We start from the raw sequence: 357 nt of genomic DNA, 5'->3' as shown, positions 1-357 counted from the left end.
GACATGGTCCGGATTGGCGAAGGCTGCCGCGCTGCGCGCGAAAGTGGCGTCGTCGAACTTCCATTGCGGGGACGCGAGCCGCCAGATCAGCCTGGCGAAGTCGTCCGTGTTTTTCGCATAGCCTGCACGGCCGCGCTCGGTGGCAAAATAGAACTGATACCACCATTGGAGCTCAACCTGCGGCGGTAGCGGCGCCACGTTGGCGGCCTGACTGCCGATCAGATATCCACTGACGGACACCATGGCCTTGCAGCGCTCCGGCCAGAGCGCGGCAACGATATTGGCGGTCCGCCCTCCCCAGTCGTAGCCCGCGACGACCGCCTTCTGAATCCCGAGGGCATCCCTCAAGGCGATGAT

At 64.1% G+C, this 357-nt stretch carries 1 protein-coding gene; it reads right to left on the bottom strand.

What is annotated here, in order from left to right; translation table 11 throughout:
• Positions 1-357, bottom strand: a 357-nt coding sequence (locus EN857_RS33635; protein WP_135897701.1) for an alpha/beta fold hydrolase, incomplete at both ends; no start/stop codon positions are given.

It is taken from the genome of Mesorhizobium sp. M4B.F.Ca.ET.214.01.1.1, assembly GCF_004791545.1.
Classification (GTDB): Bacteria; Pseudomonadota; Alphaproteobacteria; order Rhizobiales; family Rhizobiaceae; genus Mesorhizobium; species Mesorhizobium abyssinicae.
The sequence above is the reverse complement of the archived record's forward strand: the minus strand, read 5'-3'. Positions and strand labels throughout refer to the sequence as shown.